Raw genomic sequence first — 24,530 nt, 5'->3', positions numbered from 1 at the left:
GTATTCATTTCGGAAAACACCGAGGAACCGGCTTTGCCGGGCCTCAGGTGTTGCCCCCGGTCGGGGGTTGGCGAAGCGACACGAAGTGCGCGAAGGCTGGGGGCGAGCCTATTTATTTCATGCTGCACTTGGCGGCGTAGCTGTCTCCGTAGTTCGTGAGAACCGTGTTGATCAGCTTGTTCGTCACCTTGCCTTGCGCGTCCTTGCCGATCACGCGCAGGTAAAAGTTCTCGATGGGGAAGTGGTTGTTCGCGTACTTGAAGGTGCCGCGCGTCGAGGCGTAGTTGGCCTTCTTCAGGGCGGCCACCACGGCCTCGCGGTTCTGCGCGTTGCCGCCCGATTGCTTCACGGCGGCGTCCATCGCGAGGATCGCGTCGTAGGCCTGCGCGGCGTACACCGACGGGTAGCGGCCGTTGTATTCCTTGCGGAAGGCGGCCACGAAGGCCTTGTTGGCGGCGTTGTCCAGGTCGTGCGCCCAGTGCGAGGTGTTGAACAGGCCGAGCATGGGCTCGCCCACGGCACCGATCACGTCCTCGTCGGCCGAGAAGCCGCTGGTGACGAGCGTGATGTCCTTGGACAGGCCCGCGCCCACGAACTGCTTGATGAAGTTGATGCCCATTGCGCCGGGCAGGAAGAAGTAGATCGAGTCGGGCTTGGCCGCGCGCAGCTGCGCGAGTTCGGCGGCGTAGTCGATCTGGCCCAGCTTGGTGTACAGCTCGTCGGCCACCTGGCCCTTGAACTGGCGCTTGAAGCCGCCCAGCGCATCCTTGCCGGCCGGGTAGTTGGGGGCGATGAGCACGATCTTCTTGAACGCGCGGTCTTGTGCGAACTTGCCGGCGGCCTCGTGGAACTGGTCGTTCTGGTAGGCGGTTCCGAAGAAGTAGGGGCTGCACTGGGCACCGGCGAACTGGCTCGGGCCGGCGTTGGCCGACAGGTAGGGCACCTTGGCGTTGAACAGCGTCGGGCCCACGGCCAGCGCCACGTTGGAGCCGATGGGGCCGCTGAAGATGTCGATCTTGTCGCGCTGGATCATGCGGTCGACCAGCTGCTTGGCCTGGTCGGGGCTGCCGGCCATGTCGGCCTGCACGAACTCCACGTCCTGCCCGCCGAGCTTGCCGTTCAGCTGCTTGATGCCGAGCGCGAAGCCGTCACGCGCCTCGGCGCCCAACGCCGCGAAAGGCCCCGAGATGTCAAGGGCCAAACCCACCTTGACCGGCGCGGCCACGGCCGACACCGAGGCCCCGAGGGCGGCGCCGCACAGCAGCAGCGAGATCAGGGTGCGCGGCAGCGCGGGCGATTTCAGGAACGTGGGGCGCATCGGGTTCTCCGGCTAGGGAAGGGTTGAGACAACTGAACTGTTGATAGTTAAATACTTTAGCCGTAAACAATTCGGTGTCAACGGTACTAGCACGAATGGTGCCAGTGAACCCCGTGACTTCCGGCACGCCGACCCCTCGCCAAAGGTTACGCAAACGTCAACCGAAGGGGCTGGCCGTCGCGAACCAGAGGCCGATGCCCGTTGCGATGATGAAGGCCCCGTCGGTCACGCCGGCGACCAGGAAGAACTTGGTCTGCAGCGTGTCGACCAGCTCGGGCTGGCGCGTCGTGCCTTCGAGGAACTTCTGGCCCACCAGCGCGATGCCGATGCACGAACCCAGTGCGGCAATGCCGATCAGCAGGGCAACGGCGAGCGGGAGGATGTTGAAGCCGGTCATGGTTTTTTCTCCTGGTTGATGAATCGATGGACCCACTGTTCCAGAACGGGTGCATCGAATCCATGACGCGGGAGGTCATGCGCCAGACGAAAAAAAGGCCGGCCGTCGAAACGGCCGGCCTGGGGTCAGGCGCGAAGCGCAGGGCTTACGGCAGCTGTGTCCAGTTCTGGTTGTTGCCGCCGTTGCAGGTCCAGGTGATCAGCGCCGTGTCCTGCGTGGTCGAGCCGTTCGGCACGTCCAGGCACGAGCCCGAGGCGCGGTTGCGCACCGTGCCGCCCACCAGGCTCCACTGCGCCGTGTTGCCCGACGAGCAGGCCACCTGCACGACGGCCGCGTTCGTGGTCGCCGTGCCGTTCTGCGCCAGGCACAGGCCGCTGTGCTCGGCGATGAACTGCACGTAGCCGCCGGTGACGGGCGTCATGGTGAACTTCTCGTTGCCCGCGTTGCCGCACGGCCATTGCACCGCCGTCGCGCCGCTGGTGGTCGAGGCGCCCTTGATGTTCACGCACATCGTCGGGTTGAGGTCGGAGCGCAGTCGCGTGACCACCGCCGGGGCGGTGTCCTGCGAGCGCACGTACTCGCGCAGCGCCACCACGTCGTTCGCCGGCAGGCTGGAGGCGTTGCCGTGGCCGCCCGCGAGCAGGTCCTGCAGCGTGGCCGCCTGGCCGTTGTGGAAGAACGCGGTGGTGTTCCAGGTGCCCGACAGGGTCGGCGTGTCGAAGCCCACACCCGCCAGCGGCTGGTTGCTGCCCTTGCCCGACGAGGCCTGGATGGTCCCCACGTCGTGCCGCAGGCCGTCGCGGAAGGTGGCGCCCGTGTGGCAGGTGGCGCACTGGGCCGTGTTGAACACGGTCTGTCCGCGCACCGCGTCCACGCTCAGGCTGCCGTCCGCGGCGCGCGCCGGGCTGCGCATGTACTTGTTGAGCGAGCCCAGGTACACGGCCAGGTCGTCCAGCTGCGCGCTCTTGCCGGCCTTCGGGGCGCCCAGCGGGGCCTGCGTGGCGGTCCAGTCGGCATTGCTCAGGAAGCCGGTGCCGCCGAACTCGTTGCGGATGTCGTTCTCGAAGTCCTGCACCTCGTCGAAGTTGGCCGTCCAGTGCAGCTTGCCGTGGCTGGTGCCGCGCCGCCCCTGCAGGCTGATGGTGCGGCGCAGGCCCTCGCCGCGCTGGGTGAAGTCCCACACCATGCCGTCGTCGCCGCCGTCCGCGTGGCAGCTGGCGCAGGAGATGTAGTTGTCCTTGCTCATGCGTCGGTCGGCCGCGTTGTAGAACACCTGCTTGCCGCGCAGCGCGGCGGCCGCCATCGGCTCCTGCGCCACGGTGGACACGTTCTGCAGGAAGATCGCCGCGTTGGTCTCGGCCGACAGCACCTTCGCCACGTCGTGCACCGACACCGAGCGCGCCAGGAAGTTGTTCACGAACAACCGCTTGCGCGCCGCGTCCAGGTACAGGCCGTGCGGGGCGCTGCTGGCGTTGATCTCGCCGCGAATCGCGCGGGTGTAGCTGTCGACGATGGCGACGCGGTTGCCTTCCATCTGCGCCACGAACAGGTAGTCGCCGGCGGGCGAATACAGCGCGGCGCGCGCGGGGGCGCGGTCGTCGAAGTCGATCTGCTCGGAGAACACCTCGGCGGCGCTTTGCAGGTTCACCTGCGACAGGATGGAGCGCACCGTCTGGTCGTGCGGCAGGTCCTTGCCGTCGCGGAAGCGGCCGCGCACGATGTTGTCCTTCTTCGAAGGCAGCACGGCACGCGAGCCGTCGGGCGAGATCACCACCTGGCTCAGGTAGTTGGCCACGCCGCGCGCGCGGCTCTCGGTGTCGACGGTGGTGGTGTCCACCGGCAGCGGGATGGTCTGCAGCGCGGTCAGCGATTGCAGGTTCACCTTGTGCAGCTGGCCGCCCGTCATCTTCGACTTGAAGCGCGTGACGTAGGCCACCTGCGAGTCGGCGCTCACGGCGATGCCGCGCACGCCGCCCTCGAGTGCCAGCGCACCGGTGGTGGCGCCGTTGCTGGGGTCGAAGCTCATGAGCACCGACTTGCTTTCCAGCGTGAGCAGGCCCTTGGCGCCGTTGGGCGTGAAGGCCACGCCGTACGGGCCGCTGCCGTAGGCCAGCGGGATCGACACCGACTGCGAGCCGTCGGCGGCGTTGAGCGCCACCAGCTTGTCCTCGCCCTGCACCGCGACCCAGATGCGGCCGTCGGGGCCGACGGCCAGCGTCTTGGCCTCGTCGCCCACGCGCACTTCCCACAGCTTGGCAAGGGTCTGCGCGTCGATGGCGGCCACCGTGCCGCTGTCGGGGTTCACCGAGTACACCCGGCTCGCATCGCCCGCGATGTTGGTCGTGTGCGTGGGCGCGGTCGCGGTGACCGGCGCGATGACGGTCACGTTGTAGGTGTAGTAGGTCTCGCGGCCGCTGCTGTCCTTCACCGTCAGGGTCACCGTGTAGTGGCCGGGGGTGGTGTAGGTGTAGCTCGTGTTCGGCTGGTTCGAGAAGGCCGTCTGCGTGCCGTTGCCGAAGTTCCAGCGGAACTGCACGCCGCTGGCGCCGAGCGTCGCGGGGTTGAAGCTCAGTTGGCCGTTGACCAGCTTGGGCCCGCCGCCCAGGCCCGGGTCGCCGATGATGGCCTGGCCGCGCAGCGTGTCCACCTCGGCCTGGCCGAGCACGCGACCGTACACGCGCACCTCGGCCAGCGTGCCCTTGAAGAGCGCGGTGTTGCCCTGGATCTGCCCCATGACCTGGAACTTGGTCGACAGGCCCTTGGTGCCGGTCGGCCCGGTCGAGGTGGTCTTCACGCCGTCCACGTACACCGCCTGCGCGCCCGAGGCCGCGTCGCGCGTGAGCACGACGTGGTGCCAGTTGCCGTCGTTCACGGCCGCGGTGGAGGTGGTGCCGCCGTCATTGCCCACCGAGAGCTTGATGCGCCCGCCGGTGTCCAGCCAGCCCCAGAACACGTCGTCGGTGCCGCCCGACTGGTCGCGACCGAAGATGCCGGGCGCGGTCCACGAGTTGGCAGCGCCGGCCTGCGTGGTCTTCATGTAGAAGCTCAGCGAGGCGGTGCCGCCCAGCGCGCTGGCCACGGTGTCGTTCTTCAGCGGCACGCCGGCAGTGCGGTTCGCGAAGTTCAGGCCGATGCTCTCGAACGCGTCGCCGGTGGCGGGCGTGCCGTTGTTGGCGCCGATCTGGTCGCCCAGGTTGCCCGTCAGCGGCCAGTGGTGCATCAGGTTGATGTCGCTGGCGTTGCCGGTGTTGAAGGTGGAGCGGTAGTCGGCGCCGATGGCGTTGCCCGCATAGTCCTTCACGCCGTTGGCCGGCAGGAACACCTCATAGCTGGTGCCCGGCAGCAGCGGCTGCGCGGGATGGAAGTTGACGATGCCCAGCTGCACGCTGTAGGTGCCCGCCAGCGTGTTGCCGCCCACCGGGCGCACGATGAAGGTGTTGCTGTTCACGCTCTCCGGCAGGATGTTGTCGGTCATGCCCAGGCCGATGCGCGAGCTGAGGGCCTGCTGCTTCGCACCGTTGGCGGGCGAGACCTGCTTCACTTCGGGCTTGGTGGTGTCGGGGTCCACCGCGTGCACGACGAAGCCGCTGCCCGAGCCGTGGTCGTTGCCCACGAAGACGAGGTTGCCGAACATCGCGACCTGGCCGTTGTCCGAATGCGAGAAGTTCGGGTCGTCTTCGCGCAGGATGCTGCCGCGGCCCACTTCCACGTGGTTCAGCGGGTTGCTCACGTCGACCTTGTGGATACGCGTCTGCGCGCCCTGGATCACGTAGTTGTCCTGCGTGGCGCAGTACAGCTGCTCGTCGATGACGAGCCGGTTGTCCTCGGCCACGAAGCGCGAGCGGTCGCTCAGGTCGTAGCTGTACATCTTGGCGCCGCTGCCGCGCGCGGAGGCGTGCACGCTCTTGCCGTCGAAGCAGGTCGCGTAATAGAACGGCGTGGCGCCGGCGATGGAATCGAGCACCTTGGGGTTGAGCGGATCGGAGATGTCCAGGCTCGCGAAACCGCCGTTGCTTTCCATCGCGGTCAGCACCATGTGGTTGCCCATCGTGAAGATCGGGCCGAGGCGGAAGCCGCCGAGTTCGCCGGTGGGCACCGGGTTGGGCTTGCCGGCGCCGCGGTTGGCGACCACCGCGTTCGCGGGGTCTGTCGCGTCGACGATGAACATGCCCCGGCCGGCCGAGGCCACGTACAGGTAGGGCGCCTGCCACCACAGCTGCCAGGACACGTTCTCGTAGTCGCCCGAGTTGACGCCGGGCAACACCAGCTTCTTCACCTGCTTGATGTCGTTGATGTCGGTGAAGTCCCAGAACTCGACGCCATTGATGCTGGGCAGCACGACGTAGGTCTTGCCGCCGATCTTCGCGGTGCCGAAGGAGTGCGTTTCGCGGAATTCCTTGGTGCGGCCGCCTGTCGCGTCATCGGGCTCGTAGATCTTCTTGACGAGCCTGATCTGGCGCGGGTTCGACACGTCGTACAGCAGGAAGCCGCCGGGGCCGAGGCCGCTGTCCGGCGCGAAGGAGGTGAGGAAGTAGCCGTTGACCATGATGCCGGCGTTCATGCCGTAGTCCTTGCGGCCCGGGTACGTGGCGGGCACGTCGCGCGCCTCGTAGGCGTCGCTGTGCGCCGGATCGAGCGGGTGCGCGGCGCTGGTGATCATCGACACCGGCTTGAACAGTTCCGCCGAGGTGTAGGTGAGGTTGCCCAGGCCCGGCCCCTGCAGCGGGAGCGGGTCGGCCACGACGGCGGCAGCCGCCGTGGCCATCTTGTTGAGGGTCGTCATCGGACTGACCCCGGTGATTGCCGCATGCGTCAGCAATGTGACGCACGGCACCAGGAACGCCATCAGGAAATACCGGATCTTCATCGTCGCCTCCAGGTTGTTTGAAGTTCGCAGGGAACCCTCTTGTCCTTGGTTCTCTCGAGTCACTCGGTCGCTTGCAGGGAAAGCGCACGCGCAGGCGCGCCCCCGGCGGGCAACGCATGCGTTGTCCGCCGTCCACTTCTTCTTCTGTCTTGCTCTCCCGCTGGTTGGCGCCGGCGCCTTCCGCGTGGAAGGCACCGGCGCCTGGGCGCTGTTACTTCACGCCGCCCGATTCGTAGATGGCCCAGGCCGCTTCGGCGCTGGCACCGTCGTGGATCATGGCCATCAGTGCGCTCACCACCGCCGAGGGGTTGGCGTGCTGGTAGACGTTGCGGCCGTACACCATGCCGACCGCGCCCTGGTCCAGGAGCACGCGCGAACGCGCGAACACCTGCTGCAGGTCTTCGCGCCCGCCGCCGCGCACGAGCACGGGGCAGCGCGCGGCCTGCACCACGCGGTGGAAGTCGGTGGCGTCGGTGGTCGGGTCGGCCTTGACGATGTCGGCGCCCATCTCGCGCGCCAGGCGCGTGAGCGTGACGATCTTCTCGGCGTCGCCGTCCACCATGTAGCGGCTGGTGGCGGTGGGCGCCTGCATCACGAGCGGCTCGATCATCAGTGGCATGCCGTAGCGGTCGCAGTCGGCGCGCACGCGGGCGATGTTCTGCACGCACTGGCGGAACAGGTCGGGCTCGTCGGGCAGCATGAACAGGTTGACGACCACGCAGGCCGCGTCCCGCTGCACGGCGGGCAGCACCGGGTCGTCCTGGTTCTGCAGCACGGCCCACATCACGCGGTGGTGCATGGCGTTGTAGGGGTTGCCCATGTCCAGGCGCATCACCAGCGCGGGGCGATCGCGCCCGGGCCGGTCCTGCAGCAGGTCGGACTGCCCGTAGTTCAGCTGGATCGCATCGGGCTTCGCAGCCACGAGCTTGTCGATCACGCCGGGCATGTCCTCCAGGCCGTCCAGGAAGGTGGGTTCGTTGCACACGCCGTGGTCCAGGGCGATGTCCAGGCAGCGGCCGTTGTGCAGCAGGCGGTTGAGCCGCGCGGTCTTGTCTTTCGACATGAAGGAAGAACTCCGTGTTGAGGAAAAAAGGAAGGAATGGCGCGCGCTCAGGCGAGCGCGTCCAGGTGGCGCTTGGCCGCGGCGTCGATCAGCTGCAGGGCTTCGCCGTCGAGCACGACCGCACCGGCGCCGGCGTTCTCGATCGCCTGCTGGCGCACGCGCGCACCGCACAGCGCCACCGAGACGGTGCCGCGGGCCACGGTCCAGGCGATCATCATCTGGCCGAAGGAGCAGCCCAGGTGCGTGCGCAGCGGCTCCAGCGTGTCGAAGAAGGCCTTCAGCTTCGCGCGGTTGGCTTCGCTGAAACGCGGGTTGGTGGCGCGCTGGTCGTCGCCCTTGAACTCGCGCGCGGGGTCGATGGGCCCGGCCAGCAGGCCCAGCGCCAGCGACGAGTAGCCCAGCACCGCCACGTTGTGCTCGGCGCACAGCGGCGCCAGCGTGGTCTCGATGCCGCGGTCGATGAGGCTGTAGAGCTCCTGCGCTGCATCGACCGGGCCGTGCTTCAGGTACTCCGAAAGAATCTCGGGCGTCGCGTTGCTCACGCCGATGGCGCGGATCTTCCCCTGCTTCTTGAGCGCCAGCAGCGCGTCCATGGTCTCGGCCACGGGCGTCGTGTGGTCCTGCCAGTGCGTGATGTACAGGTCGATGTAGTCGGTCTGCAGGCGCTTCAGGCTTTCTTCGCATTCATGGAAGATCGAATCGCGCCCGAGGTAGCGGTACACCGGATGCCCGTCTTCCTCGAAGAAGTGCGTGCCCTGCTGCGTGTGCCACACCAGGCCGCACTTGGTGGCGATCACGGCCTCGTGGCGGCGGCCCTTGAGCGCGGTGCCGACGATGCTCTCGGAGCGGCCCAGGCCATAGGCCGGTGCGGTGTCGATCAGGTTCACGCCCGCATCGAGCGAGGCCTGGATGGCGATCACGGCGGCTGCGTTGTCGCCGCCGCCCCACATCCATCCGCCCATGGCCCAGGTGCCCAGGCCGATGGCCGAGCATTCGATGCCCGAGGGGCCCAGGGTGGTTGTCTTCATCTGTGTTGCGCTGCTCATCGCTTGGTCTTTCTCGTGTTCAGGATGTGGTCGATGGTCACGGCCGCGAGCAGGATCAGGCCCTTGATCACGTCCTGCCAGTAAGGCGACACGTCGAGCAGGATCAGCGAGCTGGTCACCACCGACAGCAGGGCCAGGCCGAGCACGGCGCCGAGCACGGTGCCCGAGCCGCCCTTGAGGCTGGCGCCGCCGATCACGGCCGCGGCAATCACGTTGAGTTCCATGCCCATGCCGAAGGTCGGCGTGGCGGCGCCGAAGCGCGCCGTGTAGATCACGCCGGCCAGGCCCGCCGAGGCGGAGCACAGCACCGTGACCCAGAACTTCACGCGGCCCACGCGGATGCCGGCGTACAGCGCGGCCTTCTCGTTGCTGCCGGTGTAGAACACGCGGCGCAGCAGGGTGGAGCGGCGCAGCACGAAGTCGCTCACGATCACGATGGCCAGGAAGATCAGGATCACGGCCGGCACGCCGAACAGCGTGCCCTGGCCGATGAACTTGAACTCGGCCGGCAGCGAGAACAGCGACTGCGGCGTGCCCTGCGTGAGCGCCAGGCACAGGCCGCGCACGATCACCATGAAGGCCAGCGAGGCGATGAAGTGATTCAGCCCGATGCGCGTGACGCAGCCGCCGATCATGGCGCCGATGAGGCCGCTCGCGCCAATGGCCACCAGGCTCGCAAGCCACGGGTCCATGCCCATGAGAAAGAGCTTGCCCGTCACCACCATCGCGAAGCACACCACCGAGCCCACCGACAGGTCGATGCCGCCGACGATGAGCAGGATGGTCATGCCCACCACCACGATGCCTTCGATGGAGAAGGACAGCAGCATCGCGCGCACGTTGTCCCAGGTGAGGAAGTAGGGCGATGCGAAGCTCATCGCGACGCACAGCGCCACGATGATCAGCACCAGCCCGGCCTCGCGCATGCTCGTGAGCTTGTTGGCCTGCTTCACGGGGTCTCCTGTTCGGCGGGGTTGCAGGGAGCCGGCCGTGGCCGTGGCCGCGGCGCCTGCGTCGATTCTGGTCGGAAAGTTCATGCCATTGCCTCTTCGGGTTCGCAAAGTCCGGAGGCCAGCCGCAGCAGGGCTTCCTCCGTCATCTCGTCATGGGCCAGTTCGCCCGCCAATCGCCCTTCGCGGATCACCAGTGCGCGGTCGCACAGGCCGATGATCTCGGGCAGTTCGGAAGAGATCACCACCACGCCCACGCCCTGGTCGGCCAGGTCGCGCAGGATGTGGTGGATCTCGGATTTCGCGCCCACGTCCACGCCGCGCGTGGGCTCGTCCATCAGCAGCACTGCCGGTTGCGTGGCCAGCAGCTTGGCGATGGCCACCTTCTGCTGGTTGCCGCCCGAGAGGCTCGACACCTCGATCGCCACGCCGTCCGACTTCAGGTTGAGCTTGGCGCCCAGCTGCACCGCGAGCCGGTGCTCGCTGGCGCGCTGCAGCAGGCCCAGGGCCGAGCTCACGCGGCGCAGCGCCATCGACGAGATGTTCTGCGCGATCGGCAGGTCGAGGAACACGCCGGCCGCCTTGCGGTCTTCGCTGAGGTAGGCAATGCCTTCGCGCAGCGCGTCGCTGTACTTGCGGATCGACAGCGTCTTGCCGTTCAGGCGCACGGCGCCGCGCCGCGCGGGGCGCAGGCCGCACACGGTCTCGGCCAACTCGCTGCGCCCGGCGCCCATGAGCCCGGCGATGCCGAGGATCTCGCCGCGCTGCAGCGAGAAGGAGATGCCGTGCACGCGCTCGTCGTCGGCGATGCCGTCGACTTCGAGCACGGGGCCGGCGTTCGTGTCAGCGGCGGCGGCGGATTGCTTGGGCGGGTAGTAGTTGCCCAGGTCGCGCCCGACCATGCGGCGCACCAGCTCGTCGGGCGTCATGCCTTCGAGCGGGCCGCTGTGCACGTTGCGCCCGTCGCGCAGCACGGTGGCGCGGTCGCAGTGCGTGAAGATCTCGGCCATGCGATGGCTGATGTAGATGATGCCGATGCCCTGCGCCTTGAGGTCGTGCAGCACCCGGAAGAGCGCGGCCGATTCGTTGTCGGTGAGGGCGGCGGTGGGCTCGTCGAGGATGAGCACCTTGCAGTCGAGCGTGAGCGCCTTGGCGATCTCCACCAGCTGCTGGCTCGAAATGCTCAGGTCGCGCACCAGCGCGGCCGGGTCGATGTCCTGGCCCAGGCGCGCCAGCACTGTCGCGGCGCGCGTGTTCAGCGCGGAGAAGTTCATCCACGCCTGCTTGCCGGCGTTGATTTCCGGCATGAAGATGTTCTCGGCCACGGTGGCGTCGGCGCACAGGGCGATTTCCTGGTGCACCAGGCCGATGCCCAGGCGCATGGCGTGGGCGGGGCCGTCGATGACGACCTTCTGGCCGCACAGCACGATCTCGCCTTCGTCGGGCTGGTGGATGCCGTCGATGATGTTCATCAGCGTCGACTTCCCCGCGCCGTTCTCGCCGCACAGGGCGTGGATCTCGCCGGCCTGCAGCGAGAAGTCCACGCCCGAGAGCGCGCGCGAAGCGCCGAAGCGCTTCGCGATGCCGCGCAGTTCAAGCAATGCGGCAGGGGTGCTCACTCGCCGATTCCCTTGGTGCCACGGCGGGCAAGGTACTTGTCCCAGTAGAAGTCGTCGGCGTTGGCCTTGCTGACCACGGCCAGGCCGTTGTCCAGGAAGGGCACCGACATCGGGTTGGTGCCGTTGCGCTTGGCGTCGTTCATCGGGTCGATGAGGCCGGGGTTCTTGGCCAGGAACAGCATCATCATGCCCATGTAGCCCTGCATGCCCTGGTTCGGGTTGATGGCACCGAACACGTCGCCCGACTTGATCATGTCCAGGATCTTGGCGTTGACGTCGCAGCACATCACCTTGATGTTCTTCTTGGTCTCGACCTTGGCCTGCGCCGCGCCGAGCGCCGAGTTGGCCTCGGGCATGAACAGCGCGCCCAGGTTCGGGTTGGCCTGCGCCAGGCTCAGCACGGCCTGGTAGGCCTTGTTCGGGTCCTGGTTGCTGGCGGCGCGGCCGACCAGCTTCATGCCCGGGTGCTTGGCCTTCATGCGGTTCACGAACGCGGCGATGCGGCGGTCGTGGTTGTCCTGGCCCGGGTTCTCGAGCACGGCGTACTCGCCCTTGCCGTTGAGCGATGCGGCGATGGCGTCGGCGGCCTGGTTGCCTTCGCGGTCGTTGTCGGAGGTGATGAACGAGGTGCGCTTGGAGTTGGGCGAGTCGGCCGCGAAGGTCACGACCGGGATGCCCATCGCGGCGGCGCGGTTGATGGGTTCGATGAACGGATCGGGATTCATCGGGTGCAGCAGGATGCCGGCGGGCTTGCGCGCCAGTTCCTGCTCGAACGATGCGAGCTGCTTGTTCACGTCGTACTCCGGCGTGCCGGTGTAGCGGGTGCGAACGCCCAGCGTGCGGCCGAGCTGCTTCATCATTTCGTAGACCGGGAACCAGTACTCGACGCCCGAGACCATCACGTTCATCACGTAGACGTCGCTGGCATTGCCGCGCAGGCCGGCACCCGCCGCGGGGGCTGCGGCTTGCTGTTGCGCGAACGCGCTCGCACCGGCCAGGCCGATACCGGCGGCGGCTGCGGACTTCAGGAAATTACGCCTCATTCTTTGTCTCCTCACGTTGACTGGCAGAGCTTTCGGCCCGCCGTTGCGTGGCGGACCTGTGGACCGTGGTGTCACGACAGTTGTTATGACAGGCTAGAATGTAATGGCGGGCCGTTTCTCCCGATAACTAGGGGAAACGCTACTGGTGACAGCCTTTTTTTCCGCCGAAGCTGTTATGACATGAAGACCAAAATACTGATCGGCATCGACATGGGCTCGAGCAGCCTGAAGGCGCTGGCCCTGGACGCGGGGAGCGGGCGCAGCCTGGCCGTGTCGCGCCTGCCCCTGCGGCATGCGCGGCTGCCCGGCGGCGGGTGCGAGGTGGGCGCGGCGGCGATCCGCGCGGGGCTGACCCACGTGCTCGGCGACGTGGCGCGCCAGCTCGGCCCGCGCGCGGCGGACGTGTGCGCCATCGGCTGCACCGGCCACGGCGCGGGCCTGTACGCCCTCGATGCACACAACGAACTCGTCGGCGGCCGGGCCGTCGCCTCCACCGACCAGCGCGCCGATGCGCGCGCACTCGCCCTCTCGGCACGCCACGGCGACCGGCTGTTCGCCGACGTGGGCTGCCGCCCCTGGCCTGGGCAGCCCACGGTGATCGCGGCCGAGCTGCTCGGCGCCGACGCCGTGCAGCGCGGCGAACTGCACCGCCTGCTGTTCGCCAAGGACTACCTCGGCTTCCTGCTGACCGGCGAGATCGCCACCGACGCGAGCGATGCCAGCACCGCCGGCCTGCTCTCGCTGGCCAGCGGCGACTGGTCGAACCTCGCCTTCGAGGTCGCGGGCATCGACGGTCTCGGGCCGCGCGCCTTCGGCCCGCTGGTGCCCAGCGGCCAGACCATGGGCCGGCTGCGCGCGGCCGAGGCGGCGCTGTGCGGCCTGCCGGCCGGCATTCCGGTGGCGATGGGCGCCATCGACCTGCTCGCCTCGATGACCGCCATCGGCGCCGAAGACCGCGGCCGTGCCGTGTCGGTGCTGGGCACGTGGTGCGTCAACGCCGTCATCGGCCCGGTGATCGAGCCGCAGCCCGAGGTCGCCGCGCTCGTCAACTTCGGCCGCACGCGCGAGCGCCTGTACATGGAGAACAGCCCCTCGTCGATGGCCAACATCGCGTGGCTGGCCGGTGCGCTCGGGCTGCCCGATGCGCGCGCCGTGGTCGACCTGGCCATGGGCGTGCCGCTCGGTGCGAACGGGCTGCGCTTTCTGCCTTTCATCAATGGTGGGGGCGGCATCACGGCCGGCTTCGTCGGGCTCAAGAGCCACCACACGCCGGCCGACATGGCGCGCGCCGTGGTCGATGCCGTGGCCGCGCTGCATGCGCGCCACACCGCGCGCCTGGCGTCGCAGGGCCTGCCGGTGTCGGCCTCCAGCGTGCTGGGCGGCGGCGCCAGCGATGCGCGCCTGGTGCGCCTGCTCGCGGCGCTGCTGGGCCACCCGGTCGAGCGCTGTGCCGACGACGAAACCGGCGCGCGCGGCGCCGCCCTCTATGCCGCGATGTCGCAGGACCTCGACGACGCGGGCCCCGCCAGTCCGCTGCGCGCGCCCTGCGAACTCATCGAACCCGACGCGCGCGACGCGCGGGCCCATGCCGATTTCAACGCCGAATTCAACGAACTGATCGATCGCATGTCTCCTGTCTTCAACCATCTTTCGGGCGGTGCGTCATGAGCGCGTGGCAACTGCCCTTTGTCCGCCCAGCCTCTCTTGAGGGCCGCCACTTTTCGACGGTGATCGTCGGCGCCGGCATCAACGGCGTGGGTGTGTTCCGCGACCTGTCGCTGCAGCGCGTCGATTGCCTCATCGTCGACAAGGGCGACTTCGGCGCGGGCGCCAGCAGCGCGCCCTCGCGCATGATCCACGGCGGCCTGCGCTACCTCGAAAACGGCAGCTTCTCGCTGGTGGCCGAGGCCACGCGCGAGCGCAACCTGCTGCTGCGCAACGCGCCGCACCTGGTGCAGCCGCTGAAGACCGTGGTGCCGCTGTCGAGCTTCTTCGGCGGGCTGCTGAGCAGCGCGCTCAAGTTCTTCGGCCGCACGCCACCGCAGCGCACGCGCGGCCTGCTGGCCGTGGCCGCGGGCCTGCGCCTGTACGACCTGCTGGGCCGCCGCCAGCGCGTGATGCCGGGCCACCGCATCAGCCGCGTGCCCACCAACGACCGCCGCCTGTTCCGCGCCGCGATCCGTTGGACCGCCACCTTCTTCGACGCCTGGATCAGCCATCCCGAGTGGCTGATCCTCGAGCTCATCGGCGACGCCTGCCGCGACCAGCCGCGCTCGGCCGCCGCCAACTACTGCCGCGTGACGGGCTGCGCGGGCAACATCCTCACGCTGCGCGACGAGATCACCGGCGCGCTGGTGCGCGTCACGGCCGACACCGTGGTGAACGCCACCGGCGCCTGGCTCGACCGCAGCGCGGCCGTGCTCGGCGGCGCCGGCCCGCGCGTGATGGGCACCAAGGGCTCGCACCTCGTGCTCGACCACCCGGCGCTGCGCGACGCGCTCGAAGGCCGCATGGCCTACTTCGAGGCGGTGGACGGGCGCGTGTGCATCGTCTACCCCTTTCTCGACCGCGTGCTGGTGGGCTCCACCGACATCCCGGTGGAAGACCCCGACCAGATCGTCACCGAGCCGGCCGAGATCGACTACCTGATCGACGTGCTGCGCGAGGTGTTCCCGAACATGGCCTTCGACCGCCAGCACGTGATCTACACCTACGTCGGCGTGCGCCCGCTCGCGCGCTCCGACGCCGACAAGCCGGGCCAGATCTCGCGCGACCACTCGGTGGTGGTCGACCCGCCGAGCGCCACGCGCGACGTGCCCATCGTCGGCCTCGTGGGCGGCAAGTGGACCACCTTCCGCGCGCTGGCCGAAGAAGCCACCGACCACGTGCTGCGCCACCTGGGTCGCTCGCGCAGCGCCTCGACCGAGTCGCTGCCCATCGGCGGCGGCGCCGAGCTGCCGGCCGACGCGGCCGCCATCGAACGCTTCATCGACAAGATGACGGCCGGCTCGGGCCTGGACCGCGCGCGCGCGCTGGGTCTGCTGCGCCGCTACGGCTCCAAGGCGCTGCCGCTGGCGCAGCGCCTCGCGGCCTCGGGCGACACGCCGCTGCGCCACGCGCCCGAGTACTCGGCGGCCGAACTCTCGTACCTGTGCATGGAGACCGGCGTCGTGCACCTGGACGACCTCGTGATCCGCCGCACGCTGCTGGCCATCCGCGGGCTGGTCACCGACGACGCGCTCGCCGAGATCGCCGCCGTGGCCGCCGAAGCCCTCGGCTGGGACGCAGCCCGCGCGCACCAGGAACTCAGCGCCTGCGCCGCCGCCCTGCGCGAGCGGCATGGCGTGCGCCTGCAGCCGGTGGCGGCCAATGAGCCGGCGCCTTCCGCTTTCGATGCATCATTGATGGCCAGCCCCGTCCTCGGCCCGACCTAACGTGACCCTTTCCACCGCCCCCGACACCGTGTCGACGACCTCGCTCGACCGCAACTCCGAATCGCCGCTGTGGGCGCAGTTCCGCGACGCCATCCGGCTGCAGATCCTGCAGGGCGTGCTGCCCATCGGCGCCAAGCTGCCGTCCGAGGCCGAGCTGGGCGAGCAGTTCGGCATCTCGCGCATCGTGGTGCGCGAGGCGCTGGCCGACCTGGTGCGCAACAACCTCATCTACAAGATCAAGGGCCGCGGCGCCTTCGTGTCGGCGCGCGAGCGCGACGAAGATTTCGTCTCCACCGTGCTGGGATTTTCCGACGAGATGGAACGCAAGGGCCGATCGGTGCGCACGCAGATCCTCGTGCAGGAACTGCGCGCCGCCACCGCGCAGGAAGCCGCCGCATTGGGCCTCACCGAAGACGCGCAGGTGGTCGGCCTCAAGCGCCTGCGCAGCGTCGACGGCGAACTGCGCCTCTTGGTCGAGACGGCCGTGCCGGCCGACCTGGCGCCGGGCCTGCACCGCACGCGGCTGGACGACCGCTCGCTGTACGACGTGCTGCGCCGCCAGTACGGCGTGCGGCTGGTGCGCGCCGAACGCTGGATCGATGCCGTGCTGCCCGATGCGGAAACCTGCCGCCTGCTCGACCTGCCGCAGCCCGAGCCGCTGCTGCGCATCGAGTCGATCGCCTACGGTGCCAACGGCCGGCCGCTGGAACACTACCGCGCGCTGCACCGCTGCAAGACCAGCCGCCTGCACGTGCAGACGACGACCTGAGCTCAGGCCTTCGCGCTGCTGCTGCTGCTGCTGCTGCTGCGTGAAGGCAAGAGCACCGAGGCGATGGCGACCATCATCAGCGCCACCGCCACCCAGTCCTGCCAGTGCACGACCTCGCCGAGCCACACGGCGCCGCTGAACACGCCGAGCACGGGGATGAACATCACGCTCAAGGTCGAGGCCACCGGCGGCAGGCCGCGCGCCAGGTAGAACCAGGCCGCGTGCGCGAAGCCGAAGATCAGCACCGCGTTGTAGGCGATCGATCCCCAGGTCACGGCGCCCGGCGAACGCCACTGGTCGCGCTCGAACAGCAATGAAAGCACCGTCATCACCACGGCCGTCATGGCCGTCATCCAGAACGAGAGCGTGAGCGTGGGCAGCCCGATGCGCGTGTGGCGCAGCAGCTGCGTGCCCAGCGCCCAGGTGGCGGCGGCCACCAGCGCCAGCGCCACGTAGCCGGGGCGGCCCGCGAAGTCGGTGAGCTCGTGCCACAGCAGCAGCCCGACGCCGATGGCGCAGGCACCCACGCCGGTCCATGCGCGGCGCGTGAGCACGGCCGAGAACAGCAGCGCGCCGATGACGGCGGAGAACACCGGCATCGTGTAGCCCAGGATCGCGGCGCGCCCGCCCGAGAGTGCTTTCACCGCGAGGATGATGCAGGCGTGCCAGACGAACATGTTGGTCGCGCCCAGCCACACCAGCTCGGGCCACGCGCTGCGCGGCACGCGGAACGGCACCTTCATCACCACCAGCGCGATCGCCAGCACGGGCACGCCCAGCCAGATCGAAATCGCGCGGAAAGCCAGCGGCGGGTAGTCGGCCACGCCGAGCTTCATCACCGGCCAGTTGAAGCCCCACGCGAGGGTGAGGAGCACAAGAAGAACGAACTGGCGCGGCGTGAAGGAAGGCATGGGCCGCGATTGTGGCGCGGCCCGCGCATTCGTGCTGGCGGCGCGGCTACAGCAGGCGCTTGAGGTAGCGGCCCGTGTGGCTCGCCTCGTTCGCCGCGATGTCTTCCGGCGTGCCTTCGCCCACCACCGTGCCGCCGCCGGCGCCGCCTTCGGGGCCCATGTCGATGAGCCAGTCCGCGGTCTTGATGACGTCCAGGTTGTGCTCGATGACGACGATGGTGTTGCCCGCGTCGCGCAACTGGTGCAGCACCTTGAGCAGCAGCTCGATGTCGGCGAAGTGCAGGCCGGTGGTCGGCTCGTCGAGGATGTAGAGCGTGCGGCCCGTGTCGCGCTTGCTCAGTTCGAGCGCGAGCTTCACGCGTTGCGCCTCGCCACCCGACAGCGTGGTGGCCGACTGGCCGAGCTTGATGTACGAGAGGCCCACGTCGAGCAGCGTGCGCAGCTTGCGCTCGATGGTCGGCACGGCCTTGAGGAACTCGTGCGCCACCTCGACCGTCATCTCGAGGATCTGCGCGATGTTCCGGCCCTTGTACTGGACCTCGAGCGTCTCGCGGTTGTAGCGCTGGCCGTGGCACACCTCGCAGGGCACGTACACGTCGGGCAGGAAGTGCATCTCGACCTTCACCACGCCGTCGCCCTGGCAGGCCTCGCAGCGCCCGCCCGCCACGTTGAAGCTGAAGCGGCCCGGGCCGTAGCCGCGCTCGCGCGCGGTGTTGGTCTCGGCCATCAGCTCGCGGATGGGCGTGAACAGGCCCGTGTAGGTGGCCGGGTTGCTGCGCGGCGTGCGGCCGATGGGCGACTGGTCGACGTTGATGACCTTGTCGAAGTACTCGATGCCTTCCACCGACTCGTGCGCGGCCGGCTCTTCGTGCGCGCGGTACAGCGTGCGCGCCACGGCGGTGTAGAGCGTGTCGTTCACCAGCGTCGACTTGCCCGAGCCCGAGACGCCCGTCACGCAGGTCAAGAGGCCCACGGGGAAGGCCACGCTCACGTTCTTCAGGTTGTTGCCGGTGGCACCGACGACGCGGATCTCCTGGAGGTCGGTCTGCGAAGCCAGATGGGCCGCCTCACGCGCGGCGCGGCGTTCGGCCGCGGGGCTCTGCGGAAAGCGCGAGGGTTTCTTGCCTTCGTTGAAGGCCGGCTTCTTCACGGCCGGCAGCCAGGCGGTGCGGTGCTTGGGCACCTCGATCTTCTTCACTCCCGAGAGGTACTGGCCGGTGAGCGATTCGGGGTTGGCCGACACCTGGGCATACGTGCCCTGGGCCATCACGCGCCCGCCGTGCACGCCGGCGCCGGGGCCCATGTCGATGACGTGGTCGGCGGCGTGGATCATGTCCTCGTCGTGCTCGACCACGATCACGCTGTTGCCGATGTCGCGCAGGTGTTTGAGCGTGCCGATGAGGCGGTCGTTGTCGCGCTGGTGCAGGCCGATGCTGGGCTCGTCGAGCACGTACATCACGCCCGTGAGGCCCGAGCCGATCTGCGACGCCAGGCGAATGCGCTGCGCCTCGCCGCCCGAGAGCGTCTCGGCGCTGCGGTCCAGGCTCAGGTAATTGAGGCCCACGTCGTTCAGGAATTTCAGGCGCAGGCCGATCTCGCGCACCACCTTGTCGGCGATGTCGGCCTTGGCACCGCGCAGCTTGAGCGTGCTGAACCAGGCGTAGGCGTCGCGCAGCGTGAGGTGGCTGAGTTCGAAGATGGCCATGCGCGGCGGCTCGCCGCCGTTCGCGCCCACGTGCCCGGCGTCGTCCACCAGGAACACGTTGCGCGCCTCGCGCCGCAGCCGCGAGCCGCCGCAGTCGGGGCAGGGCTGCTGGTTGCGAAAGCGCGCGAGGTCTTCGCGCACCATCACCGAGTCGGTCTCGCGGTAGCGCCGCGTCATGTTCGGAATGATCCCCTCGAAGGGGTGCTTCTTCGTGAGCTTCTTGCCCGCGAAGTTGCCCGACTCCATGGTGTAGTTGAACTTGATCTCTTCACCGCCCGAGCCGTGCAGCAGCGTCTGCTGCACCGAGGCCGGCAGCGACTCGAAGGGCGCGTCGACGTCGAACTTGTAGTGCTTGGCGACGCTCTCGACCATGCTGAAGTAGTAGCCGTTGCGGCGGTCCCAGCCCTTGATGGCGCCGCTGGCGATCGACAGCGACGGAAACGCCACCACGCGCACCGGGTCGAACACCTCGCGGTGGCCCAGGCCGTCGCAGCTCGGGCAGGCGCCCACGGGCGAGTTGAACGAGAACAGGCGCGGCTCGAGCTCCGACAGCGAGTAGTGGCAGATCGGGCAGGCGAACTTGGCGTTGAACAGGTGTTCCTTGTCGGGCGCCCCCGCAGCGCCATCGGCGCTGCCTTCCGGCTTTGCGCCCAGCTCCAGCGCAATGGCGCGGCCCTCGGCCAGGCGCAGCGCGGCCTCGAAGCTCTCGGCCAGGCGCTGCTGCATGTCGGGGCGCGCGCGCAGGCGGTCGATGACCACGTCGATGTCGTGCTTCTCGGTCTTCTTGAGCTTGGGCAGGTCGTTGTATTCGTAGGTCTGCCCGTCGACGCGAAAGCGCACGTAGCCGGCGGCCTGCATCTCGGTGAACAGCTCGAGGAACTCGCCCTTTTTCTCGCGTGCCACGGGCGCCAGGATCATCAGTCGGGGCTCGTCGGGCAGGGCCAGCACCGCGTCGACCATCTGCGACACCGTCTGCGCCTGCAGCGGCAGGTGGTGGTCGGGGCAGAAGGGCGTGCCGGCGCGCGCGTACAAGAGGCGCAGGTAGTCGTGGATCTCGGTCACCGTGCCCACGGTCGAGCGCGGGTTGTGGCTGGTGGCCTTCTGCTCGATGCTGATCGCGGGCGACAGGCCCTCGATCACGTCGACGTCGGGCTTGTCCATGAGCTGCAGGAACTGCCGCGCATAGGCCGAGAGGCTTTCCACGTAGCGCCGCTGCCCTTCGGCATACAGCGTGTCGAACGCCAGGCTCGACTTGCCCGAGCCCGACAGGCCGGTGATCACCACCAGCTTGTTGCGCGGGATGTCGAGATCGACGTTCTTCAGGTTGTGGGTGCGCGCGCCGCGGATGCTGATGCGCTGCTGGGCGAGCAGGGCGCCAAGGTAGGCGTCACGCTCCGGGGTGTCTTCAGTGGTGGGTGAATTCAAGGGGTGCGGTCGTCCGAGGGCAACCGGACATGATAGAGGCGCCGGCCCCGCCTGTCATGACCAGGGGATGGACGGCGGCGGACGCCCCCGCCCAGGCTGGCCGGCGCCGGGCCGATTTCGGCTCAGGCAGAATGGAGGGTTCCTCTCAACCTCCTCCTTCATCTACTTATCAGGGGCAGTGCATATGGCATCGGTCAATAAAGTCATCGTCGTCGGCAACCTGGGGCGCGACCCCGAAATGCGGACATTCCCGAGCGGCGATCAGGTCGCAAACGTCACCGTGGCCACCACCGATCGCTGGAAAGACAAGCAAAGCGGTGAGATGCGCGAAGCCACTGAATGGCACCGCATCGTGTTCAACGGCCGCCTGGCCGAAATCGCCGGCCAGTACCTGCGCAAGGGCTCGCAGGTGTATGTCGAAGGTTCGCTGCGCACGCGCAAGTGGACCGACAAGGACGGCATCGAAAAGTACACCACCGAAATCCGCGCCGACCAGATGCAGATGCTGGGCAGCCGCCAGGGCCAGGGCGGCCCGTCGGGTCCGAGCGACGACGACGGCGGCTACTCGCAAGGCGGGGGCGGCGGCGGTGGTTACTCGCAAGGTGGTGGTGGTGGCGGCTACGCCCCGCGTGCTCCCGCAGCCGCACCGCGTGCCCCGGCACCGGCGCCGCGCCAGGCGCCGGCCAAGTCGTCGTCGGGCTTCGACGACATGGACGACGACATTCCGTTCTGAAACCGGCTCCTCGAGCTTTTCAATGAAGGCCTGCCTTTTCGAAGGCAGGCCTTTTTTTTGCCCTTTTTATTTCGAATTCTCTCCATGGGCGGTCGTGCCCGGGAAAGTGCTGTTTTGCCAAGGAAATGCAGCCTCTTTGTTCGTCTGGCCGTTGAGCGCAGGGGAAGCGCTTGACGGGAGCCCCTTTTCGACGGCAATGACTGTGTTCAGAGGGGCAATTCCCGGCGGCAATCAACCCATTGGCTCCGGCCGTTCTGCTGAATAGCGCCGTTCAGCAGCGCATCGCCAGAGATGCTCGGCCGTCGCGAAGAAGCAGGGCGTCGCACGGCCACGCTGTCTGCGGACGTCGGGGGCCACAAGGGGCAGCGCGGATCGCCGCGATTGGTCCGCTTCGGCGCACGGAATTGGTCCTTGTCCCGCACCGTGCGGCGTCGGAGCATGCAGGCCATAGAACACCGAGACAAGCACGACATGCAGAGCGCCGCCTCCCACTGCCCGCCATCGACCGTCGCACGCGCCGAAGTCCAGGCCCTGCGGTCCTCGAAGATCCGCGAGGTCGCCAATGCGGGCATGGACCGCAAGGACATCCTGCCTTTCTGGTTCGGCGAGCCCGACGAGGAGACGCCGGACGAGATCTGCGGCGCTGCGATCGCCGCCCTCGAGAATAGGCGCACCTTCTACGTCCAGACGCTGGGCGAGCCCGCGTTGCGCGAGGAGATCGCCCGGTACCTGTCGCGCTGGCATGGCCCGATCGGCGTCGAACGGGTGGCGGTGACGAGTTCGGGCACGCATGCGCTGATGCTGGCCCTGCAGGCGCTGCTGAACCCCGGCGACCGCGTCGTGGCCGTGACGCCGCTGTGGCCCAACCTGGTCGAGATGCCCAAGGTGCTGGGCGCGCACGTCGAGACCGTGGCATTGCAGTTCACCGCGGCCGGTTGGGTGCTCGACGAGCAGCGCCTTCTGGAAGCGCTTCGGCCGGGCACCCGCGCGCTGCTGCTGAACGCGCCCAACAACCCGACGGGCTGGACGCTCTCGCGCGAGTCGCAGCAAGCCATCCTCGCGCACTGCCGGCGCCTGGGCATCTGGATCGTCAGCGACGATGTCTACCAGCGCATCAGCTTCGATGCGCCGTGCGCGCCGTCCTTCCTGGACATCGCGACGCCCGAGGACCGGGTCATCAGCTGCAATTCCTTTTCCAAGGCCTGGCGCATGACCGGATGGCGCCTGGGCTGGATCGTCGTGCCGCCGGCGATGCTGGGCGACATCGGCAAGCTGATCGAGTACAGCAGCACCTGCGCGCCGCCCTTCGTGCAGGCGGCGGGGGTGGTCGCCCTGGCGCGCGGGGAAGATGCCATTGCCCGGACGGTCGAGCGGCTGCGCCAGGGCAGGGACCATCTGGCGGCGCGCCTGGGGAGCGTGCCGGGGGTCGAGCTCGCCGCGCCCGCGCGCGGCGCGATGTACACCTTCTTCCGTGTCGACGGCGTGACGGACAGCCTCGCGTTCTGCAAGCAGCTCGTGGCCGAGGCCGGGCTGGGGCTGGCGCCCGGCGTGGCCTTCGGCCCCGAGGGCGAAGGCTACCTGCGCTGGTGCTACGCGAGCGGCACGCCGCGCCTGGACGACGGCGTTCGCCGCCTGGCCGCCTACCTGGAACACCACCCAACCACACGATGAGGATGCGATGAACACCCAAGACATTGCGGGCGCCCTTTGGCAAGCCATGGAGGACGGACGCCACATGCCGTCGGAATGGGCCGGGAAGTTTTCCCTGCAGCAGGGCTATGAAGTGCAGTTGGCCTTGTTGCAAAGGCGCCTGGCCAGGGGCGAGCGGCAGACGGGCTGGAAGGTCGGCCTCACCGCCGAGGCCATGCGCGTGCAGCAGCAGGTGCACGAACCCTGCTTCGGCTATCTGCTGGAAAGCGGCCGGCATGCGAGCGGCCAGGCCTATCGCTTCTCCGATCTGATCGCGCCCGGCTTCGAGAACGAGCTGTGCCTGACCATCGGCAAGACGCTGCGCGGACCCGGCGTGAGCCTGGAGGAGGTCGCTGCCGCCGTGACGCACGCGGCGCCGGCCCTGGAGATCGTGGAGGTCCGCGGTCCGTTTGCCGGCAACCTGGCGCTGGCCATGGCGGACAACGCGCAGCAGAAGGCCTATGTGACGGGGGCGGCCGTGCCGCTGACGGCCGACAACCGCGACCTGGCCGGCGCCAACGTGACGGTGCAGGTCGACGGCGCCGTCAGCGAGACGGCCTCCGGCTCGGCGGTCATGCAGGGCGGCGGGCTGCTCTCGGTGCTGTGGCTGGCGAACAAGCTGGCCGAATTCGGGCTGGCCCTCGAGGCGGGGATGCAGGTGATGTCCGGCTCCTTCACGCGGCAGTACCGCGCCTCGCAGGGCATGCGGGTGCAATCCTCGTTCGACCGCTTCGGCACGGTCGCCGCGAACTTCATCTGAAGCAAGAGGTCTCCATGGATCTGGGAATCAAGGGCAAGACGGCGCTGGTGTGCGCCGCGAGCAAGGGGCTGGGTCGGGCATGCGCGTTCGCACTGGCGGAGGACGGCGCATCGCTCACCATCGTGGCGCGCGGCGCGCAGGCGCTCGAGGCCACCGCCGACGAAATTCGCGAGGCCACCGGCGTGCACGTGCGCACGGTGGTCGCCGATGTCACCACGGTGCAGGGGCGGGCGCTCGTCCTCGAGGCCTGCCCCGCGCCGGACATCCTGGTGACCAATGCCGCGGGCCCCAAGCCGGGCGACTTCCGCCAATGGACGTGCGACGACTGGATGGTGGCGCTCAACGCCAACATGCTGACACCCATCGAGCTGATCAAGGCGACGGTGGACGGCATGATGGATCGCGGCTTCGGCCGCATCGTCAACATCACCTCGTCCTCGGTGAAGGCGCCCATCGACATCCTGGGCCTGTCCAACGGCGCGCGCAGCGGGCTCACCGGCTTCGTGGCCGGCCTGGCGCGGCGCACGGCGCATCGCAACGTCACCATCAACAACCTGCTGCCCGGTTCGTTCGCCACCGACCGCCTGCGCGCCACGGTGGAGGCTGCCGCGGCCGGGTCGGGGCGCTCGTTCGAGGCCGAGCAGGCCGAATGGCAGGGCCGCAGCCCGGCCGCACGCTTCGGCGATCCGATGGAGTTCGGCCGCGCCTGCGCCTTCCTGTGCAGCACCCATGCCGGCTACATCAACGCACAGAATCTGCTGCTCGACGGCGGGGCCTATCCCGGGACCTTCTAGGCGAAGC

General features: G+C 68.7%; 17 protein-coding genes. 7 read left to right on the top strand and 10 right to left on the bottom strand.

Annotated elements, in window-relative coordinates:
- Positions 1–112: 112 nt before the first annotated feature.
- The 8 genes from ACAM52_RS26410 to ACAM52_RS26375 all read right to left on the bottom strand — a co-directional run bounded on the left by ACAM52_RS26410 (position 113) and on the right by ACAM52_RS26375 (position 12,303).
- A complete protein-coding gene (locus tag ACAM52_RS26410) occupies positions 113–1,318 on the bottom strand; it encodes an ABC transporter substrate-binding protein (protein WP_369645006.1) in 1,206 nt (401 codons plus the stop codon).
- Positions 1,319–1,475: 157 nt separating this feature from the next.
- On the bottom strand, positions 1,476–1,715 hold the full coding sequence (gene atpE / locus ACAM52_RS26405; protein ID WP_062476044.1) for a F0F1 ATP synthase subunit C: 240 nt from the start codon (positions 1,713–1,715) through the stop codon (positions 1,476–1,478).
- Between the two features lie 145 nt (positions 1,716–1,860).
- Positions 1,861–6,582, bottom strand: coding sequence for an RICIN domain-containing protein (locus tag ACAM52_RS26400; RefSeq protein ID WP_369645005.1), 4,722 nt, complete (start codon positions 6,580–6,582; stop codon positions 1,861–1,863).
- Between the two features lie 211 nt (positions 6,583–6,793).
- On the bottom strand, positions 6,794–7,645 hold the full coding sequence (locus tag ACAM52_RS26395; RefSeq protein WP_307589830.1) for a class I fructose-bisphosphate aldolase: 852 nt from the start codon (positions 7,643–7,645) through the stop codon (positions 6,794–6,796).
- A 47-nt stretch (positions 7,646–7,692) separates the two neighbouring features.
- Complete coding sequence (locus ACAM52_RS26390) at positions 7,693–8,673, bottom strand: aldo/keto reductase (protein ID WP_307589832.1); 981 nt, start codon at positions 8,671–8,673, stop codon at positions 7,693–7,695.
- Between the two features lie 14 nt (positions 8,674–8,687).
- On the bottom strand, positions 8,688–9,728 hold the full coding sequence (locus ACAM52_RS26385; protein ID WP_070063424.1) for an ABC transporter permease: 1,041 nt from the start codon (positions 9,726–9,728) through the stop codon (positions 8,688–8,690).
- Positions 9,725–11,260 (bottom strand): sugar ABC transporter ATP-binding protein, encoded by a 1,536-nt coding sequence (locus ACAM52_RS26380; protein ID WP_369645004.1) that lies wholly within the window; start codon positions 11,258–11,260, stop codon positions 9,725–9,727. The genes ACAM52_RS26385 and ACAM52_RS26380 overlap by 4 nt, the downstream gene beginning before the upstream one ends.
- Positions 11,257–12,303 carry a substrate-binding domain-containing protein gene (locus ACAM52_RS26375; protein WP_056584185.1) on the bottom strand — a complete coding sequence of 349 codons (1,047 nt, stop codon included), beginning with the start codon at positions 12,301–12,303 and terminating at the stop codon, positions 11,257–11,259. Before ACAM52_RS26375 ends, ACAM52_RS26380 begins: the two co-directional genes overlap by 4 nt.
- Before the next feature lie 180 nt (positions 12,304–12,483).
- Here ACAM52_RS26375 and ACAM52_RS26370 point away from each other — a divergent pair, with 180 nt between their 5' ends.
- From ACAM52_RS26370 to ACAM52_RS26360, 3 genes are read left to right on the top strand one after another with little or no spacing between them, the layout of a single operon-like run.
- Entirely contained in the window at positions 12,484–13,971 is a 1,488-nt protein-coding gene (locus ACAM52_RS26370; protein ID WP_369645003.1) for an FGGY family carbohydrate kinase, read from the top strand.
- Positions 13,968–15,737 carry a glycerol-3-phosphate dehydrogenase/oxidase gene (locus tag ACAM52_RS26365; protein WP_369645002.1) on the top strand — a complete coding sequence of 590 codons (1,770 nt, stop codon included), beginning with the start codon at positions 13,968–13,970 and terminating at the stop codon, positions 15,735–15,737. The genes ACAM52_RS26370 and ACAM52_RS26365 overlap by 4 nt, the downstream gene beginning before the upstream one ends.
- A gap of 1 nt (position 15,738) precedes the next feature.
- The gene (locus tag ACAM52_RS26360; RefSeq protein WP_172438465.1) at positions 15,739–16,506 is read left to right on the top strand and encodes a GntR family transcriptional regulator; all 768 of its coding nucleotides are present in this window, start codon (positions 15,739–15,741) and stop codon (positions 16,504–16,506) included.
- A 2-nt stretch (positions 16,507–16,508) separates the two neighbouring features.
- Here ACAM52_RS26360 and ACAM52_RS26355 read toward each other — a convergent pair whose 3' ends face one another.
- Together ACAM52_RS26355 and uvrA are read right to left on the bottom strand one after the other, a co-directional pair.
- A complete protein-coding gene (locus tag ACAM52_RS26355; RefSeq protein ID WP_369645001.1) occupies positions 16,509–17,417 on the bottom strand; it encodes a DMT family transporter in 909 nt (302 codons plus the stop codon).
- Between the two features lie 46 nt (positions 17,418–17,463).
- Positions 17,464–20,493, bottom strand: a complete 3,030-nt coding sequence (uvrA, locus tag ACAM52_RS26350) for an excinuclease ABC subunit UvrA (protein WP_235926913.1) — start codon at positions 20,491–20,493, stop codon at positions 17,464–17,466.
- 238 nt (positions 20,494–20,731) lie between these two features.
- On the opposite strand from uvrA, the gene ssb reads away from it, so the two are divergent.
- The 4 genes from ssb (at position 20,732) to ACAM52_RS26330 (ending at position 24,523) form a co-directional block, all read left to right on the top strand.
- A complete protein-coding gene (gene ssb / locus ACAM52_RS26345) occupies positions 20,732–21,280 on the top strand; it encodes a single-stranded DNA-binding protein (protein WP_369645000.1) in 549 nt (182 codons plus the stop codon).
- A 471-nt stretch (positions 21,281–21,751) separates the two neighbouring features.
- Positions 21,752–22,951 (top strand): pyridoxal phosphate-dependent aminotransferase, encoded by a 1,200-nt coding sequence (locus ACAM52_RS26340; RefSeq protein ID WP_369644999.1) that lies wholly within the window; start codon positions 21,752–21,754, stop codon positions 22,949–22,951.
- 7 nt (positions 22,952–22,958) lie between these two features.
- A complete protein-coding gene (locus tag ACAM52_RS26335) occupies positions 22,959–23,729 on the top strand; it encodes a 2-keto-4-pentenoate hydratase (protein WP_369644998.1) in 771 nt (256 codons plus the stop codon).
- Positions 23,730–23,743: 14 nt separating this feature from the next.
- Entirely contained in the window at positions 23,744–24,523 is a 780-nt protein-coding gene (locus tag ACAM52_RS26330; protein WP_369644997.1) for an SDR family oxidoreductase, read from the top strand.
- Positions 24,524–24,530: the final 7 nt, after the last annotated feature.

Source organism: Variovorax sp. V118 (assembly GCF_041154445.1).
GTDB classification, from domain to species: Bacteria; Pseudomonadota; Gammaproteobacteria; order Burkholderiales; family Burkholderiaceae_C; genus Variovorax; species Variovorax boronicumulans.
This window is presented reverse-complemented; position numbering and strand designations above follow the sequence as displayed.